Raw genomic sequence first — 4,688 nt, forward strand, 5'->3', positions numbered from 1 at the left:
CATGCCCGGCGGCTGTCTGCTGTGCCGCTGCGCTCGCCGGGCATGGCCCGGCGCTACCGGTGGGGTGGCCTGGGGCCTTGCGCTACCGGCTGAACGCGGCTTCGCCCGCGCGACACTGCGTCGCATCCACCCCCTGCCACGCGGCGCGAAAACAAGGTAAAATGTCGCGCTTCCCCACATCTCGGGTATGCCGATGCTGCGCATCCAGGCTGAAGCACTCACTTACGACGACGTCTCGCTCGTCCCCGCCCACTCGACCATCCTGCCCAAGGACGTCAACCTCGAAACGCGGTTGACCCGAGACCTGAAGCTCAAGCTTCCGATCCTGTCCGCCGCGATGGACACCGTCACCGAAGCCCGCCTGGCCATCGCCATGGCCCAGCTCGGCGGCATGGGCATCATCCACAAGAATCTCAGCCTGGAACAGCAGGCCGCGGAAGTGGCCAAGGTGAAGAAGTTCGAGGCCGGTGTCATCCGCGACCCGATCACCGTCGGCCCGGAAACCACGATCCGTGACGTGCTGGCCCTGACCCAGGCGCACAACATCTCCGGCGTGCCGGTGGTGGGCAGCGACGGCCTGCTGGCCGGCATCGTGACCCACCGCGACATGCGCTTCGAGACCGAGCTGGACGATCCGGTCCGCCACATCATGACCAAGAAGGATCGCCTGATCACGGTCAAGGAAGGCGCCGCGTCCGACGAAGTGCTGCAGCTGCTGCACCGCAACCGCATCGAGAAGGTGCTGGTGGTCAATGACTCGTTCGAACTGCGTGGCCTGATCACCGTCAAGGACATCCAGAAGAACACCGACTTCCCGAACGCCGCCAAGGACCTGTCGACCCGCCTGCTGGTCGGCGCTGCCGTCGGTGTGGGTGGCGATACCGATCGCCGCGTGGAAGCGCTGGTCGCCGCCGGCGTGGACGTGATCGTGGTCGATACCGCGCACGGCCACTCGCAGGGCGTGCTGGACCGCGTCAGCTGGGTCAAGAAGAACTTCCCGCAGGTGCAGGTCATCGGCGGCAACATCTGCACCGGCGAAGCCGCACTGGCGCTGCTGGACAGCGGCGCGGACGCAGTGAAGGTCGGCATCGGCCCGGGCTCGATCTGCACCACCCGCGTCGTCGCCGGCGTCGGCGTGCCGCAGGTCACCGCCATCGACCTGGTGGCCGAAGCGCTGCAGGACCGCATCCCGCTGATCGCCGACGGTGGCATCCGCTACTCGGGCGACATCGGCAAGGCGCTGGCCGCCGGTGCCTCGACCATCATGGTCGGTGGCCTGCTGGCCGGTACCGAGGAATCGCCGGGCGAGACCGAGCTGTACCAGGGCCGTTCGTACAAGAGCTACCGCGGCATGGGCTCGCTGGCTGCGATGGAGAAGGGGTCCAAGGACCGCTACTTCCAGGACGCCGCCACCGCCGACAAGCTGGTGCCGGAAGGCATCGAAGGCCGCGTGCCGTACCGCGGCCCGGTGGGCGGCATCATCCATCAGCTGATGGGCGGCCTGCGCGCCACCATGGGCTACGTGGGCTGCGCCACCATCGACGAGATGCGCAGCAAGCCCAAGTTCGTGAAGATCAGCGGCGCCGGCCAGCGTGAGAGCCACGTCCACGACGTGACGATCACCAAAGAGCCGCCGAACTACCGCGCCTGACGCGGGCCGAGCAAAGAGGAACGAGGAAGCTGATTCCCGTTCCTCTTTCTCCATCTGCCGCCGCAAATTCCGAGTTCGTTTTTCCTACTGCATTGCCAGGGCGCCATGACCAACATCCATAACGACAAGATCCTGATTCTCGATTTCGGCGCGCAGTACACGCAGCTGATTGCCCGCCGCATCCGCGAGCTGGGTGTCTACTGCGAAATCTGGGCGTGGGACCACAACCCGGCCGAGATCGCCGGCTTCGGCGCCAAGGGCATCATCCTGTCCGGTGGCCCGGAATCGACCACGCTGCCGGGCGCCCCGGCCGCGCCGCAGGAAGTGTTCGACAGCGGCCTGCCGATCTTCGGCATCTGCTACGGCATGCAGACCCTGGCGGCCCAGCTGGGCGGTGCCACCGAAGCCGCTGACCAGCGCGAGTTCGGCCACGCCGAAGTGAACGTGATCAACCCTGATGCGCTGTTCAAGGGCCTGAGCGACCACGGCGGCGAGCCGAAGCTGAATGTCTGGATGAGCCACGGCGACCACGTCTCCGTTGCGCCACCGGGCTTCACCATCACCGCCACCACCGACCGCATTCCGGTGGCCGCCATGGCCAACGAAGAAAAGCGCTGGTACGGCGTGCAGTTCCACCCGGAAGTGACCCACACCCTGCAGGGCCAGGCGCTGCTGCGCCGCTTCGTGGTGGACGTGTGCGGCTGCCAGACCCTGTGGACCGCCGCCAACATCATCGACGACCAGATCGCGCGCGTGCGCGAACAGGTGGGCGATGACGAAGTGATCCTGGGCCTGTCCGGTGGCGTCGATTCGTCCGTCGTGGCTGCGCTGCTGCACAAGGCCATCGGCGAAAAGCTGACCTGCGTGTTCGTGGATACCGGCCTGCTGCGCTGGCAGGAAGGCGACCAGGTGATGGCGATGTTCGCCGAGCACATGGGCGTGAAGGTCGTGCGCGTGAACGCCGCCGACCGCTACTTCAAGGCGCTGGAAGGCGTGAGCGATCCGGAAGCCAAGCGCAAGATCATCGGTAACCTGTTCGTTGAGATCTTCGATGAAGAGTCGAACAAGCTGAGCAATGCCAAGTGGCTGGCGCAGGGCACCATCTACCCGGACGTGATCGAGTCGGCCGGCAGCAAGACCGGCAAGGCGCATGTGATCAAGAGCCACCACAACGTGGGCGGCCTGCCGGAGCACATGAAGCTGGGCCTGGTGGAGCCGCTGCGCGAGCTGTTCAAGGACGAAGTGCGCCGCCTGGGCGTTGAGCTGGGCCTGCCGCGCACCATGGTCTACCGCCACCCGTTCCCGGGCCCGGGCCTGGGCGTGCGCATTCTGGGTGAGGTGAAGCCGGAATACGCCGAACTGCTGGCCAAGGCCGATGCCATTTTCATTGATGAGCTGCGCAAGGCTGACCTGTACGACAAGACCAGCCAGGCGTTTGCCGTGTTCCTGCCGGTGAAGTCGGTGGGCGTGGTGGGCGACGCGCGGGCTTATGAGTGGGTGATTGCGCTGCGGGCGGTGGAGACGATCGATTTCATGACGGCGCACTGGGCGCATCTGCCGTATGAGTTCCTGGGGACGGTGAGCAACCGGATCATCAATGAGTTGCGGGGGGTGTCGCGGGTGGTTTATGACATCTCGGGGAAGCCGCCGGCGACTATTGAGTGGGAATGAGTTTCCAGGAAATTTTGCAAAGAATTTGGGCGCCTTGGCGCCCTTTTCTTTGTGTTTGTTCGTTATTGCGGAATGCCCTCGGCACCTTTGGGATGTAGGGCATATCACTCATGCTGAAGATCATCTTATGGCACAATCGTAATTCCGGTTCAGCTTGAGGTTGACATGGGTTATCGCGACAGGACCTACGTGATATTCGATGGTGACAAGGATATGTGGGCCTATGCATATATGCTGGGTTGGGTGAAAAACGAGCGAATGGATTTTGATTTTCTTGACGCGCATTCAATTAGGCCGATTGGAAGTGCCGCCAGCGAGGTATATGTGAAGCGAGTGCTTCGCGAAAGGTTGTCGGCTACCAAGCAGGCCATTGTTCTCGTGGGTGAAAGTACCAAAAATCTGTACAGATACGTCCGGTGGGAAATTGAGTCCTGCTTGGATTTGGAGATACCCGTTGTTGTCGTTAACTTAAATGGCGGACGCTCGCTTGATGTTGATCGATGTCCTCCTGTTTTGCGTGGTACATGCAGTATTCATGTGCCTTTTAAGGCAAAAGCAATCGAGCTTGCACTTGACGAATTTTGCGACGCATTTCAGTTCTACCGTGATCGTCAAATGGCGGATTTGTACTTCTACCCCGAAGAATATAGGCGAATTGGATTGTGAAAGACGCAGAATATCCGTCTATTTACAGGGCTGCTGATTCTGCTTCGGCGGAATCGCAGGGGCATTTCTTTCTCGCGCTGGGTTTTAATTACATATTTCTTATACTTGCCGCATCTTTGTCAGTGGCGAATATAAAGAGCCAGGTTTTTGCGGTAATTCAGGTTATTCCTTTGCTTGCGACGCTCGCAATTACAATATATCTAGGGAGTAAGCAGCCTCAGAGAAATTGGTATGGCGCGCGCGCGCTCGCGGAGTCGATAAAGACTGTGTCTTGGCGATTTATGATGCGGGCGGCACCTTTCGATGGTGATTTGGCGCGTGCTGAGCGAAAATTTAAGGAGCATTTGTCTGATATAATATCATCGAATAAGAAGATATCGGAAATATCTCTGGATTTCTTTGGCGGGGTTCCATTGACCGATAGGATGCGCCAAGTTAGATGTTTGAATCTTGATGAGCGCGTGTCATTTTATTTGCGGTCGCGAGTAGATAATCAGCATTCATGGTACATATCCAAGGCTGGTATAAATAGAAGGCTCTCGCGTAGATGGTTTTTTGTGTTGGTTATGGTTAATTTCTTGGCTCTGCTTTTTGCTTTGGGGAAGGTCCTTAGTCCGCAGGGTGATTACTGGCCGGGTGCTGTTGTCTGCGGTCGCGGGCTTCGGGCTGTGCGTGATCGGTTTCGGGCTGTCGCAGCACT

At 60.5% G+C, this 4,688-nt stretch carries 3 protein-coding genes and 1 pseudogene; all 4 read left to right on the plus strand.

Annotated elements, in window-relative coordinates:
• Positions 1–193 precede the first annotated feature (193 nt).
• The gene (guaB, locus tag QMZ25_RS18595) at positions 194–1,651 is read left to right on the plus strand and encodes an IMP dehydrogenase (RefSeq protein ID WP_053517615.1); all 1,458 of its coding nucleotides are present in this window, start codon (positions 194–196) and stop codon (positions 1,649–1,651) included.
• A 105-nt stretch (positions 1,652–1,756) separates the two neighbouring features.
• Positions 1,757–3,322, plus strand: a complete 1,566-nt coding sequence (guaA, locus tag QMZ25_RS18600) for a glutamine-hydrolyzing GMP synthase (protein WP_164153014.1) — start codon at positions 1,757–1,759, stop codon at positions 3,320–3,322.
• A gap of 165 nt (positions 3,323–3,487) precedes the next feature.
• The gene (locus QMZ25_RS18605) at positions 3,488–3,988 is read left to right on the plus strand and encodes a TIR domain-containing protein (RefSeq protein WP_283220109.1); all 501 of its coding nucleotides are present in this window, start codon (positions 3,488–3,490) and stop codon (positions 3,986–3,988) included.
• Positions 3,985–4,566 (plus strand): annotated as a pseudogene (locus QMZ25_RS18610) (DUF4231 domain-containing protein); the annotation flags it as partial. The gene QMZ25_RS18605 and the pseudogene QMZ25_RS18610, both read left to right, overlap by 4 nt.
• Between the last annotated feature and the right edge of the window lie 122 nt (positions 4,567–4,688).

This window comes from Stenotrophomonas sp. RS-48 (assembly GCF_030053245.1).
Lineage (GTDB): Bacteria > Pseudomonadota > Gammaproteobacteria > Xanthomonadales > Xanthomonadaceae > Stenotrophomonas > Stenotrophomonas maltophilia_P.

Excerpts from the sequence above, each read along its gene's own strand:
- guaB (WP_053517615.1), top strand. The coding sequence starts at position 194 with ATGCTGCGCATCCAGGCTGAAGCACTCACTTACGACGACGTCTCGCTC.
- QMZ25_RS18605 (WP_283220109.1), top strand. The coding sequence starts at position 3,488 with ATGGGTTATCGCGACAGGACCTACGTGATATTCGATGGTGACAAGGAT.
- guaA (WP_164153014.1), top strand. The coding sequence starts at position 1,757 with ATGACCAACATCCATAACGACAAGATCCTGATTCTCGATTTCGGCGCG.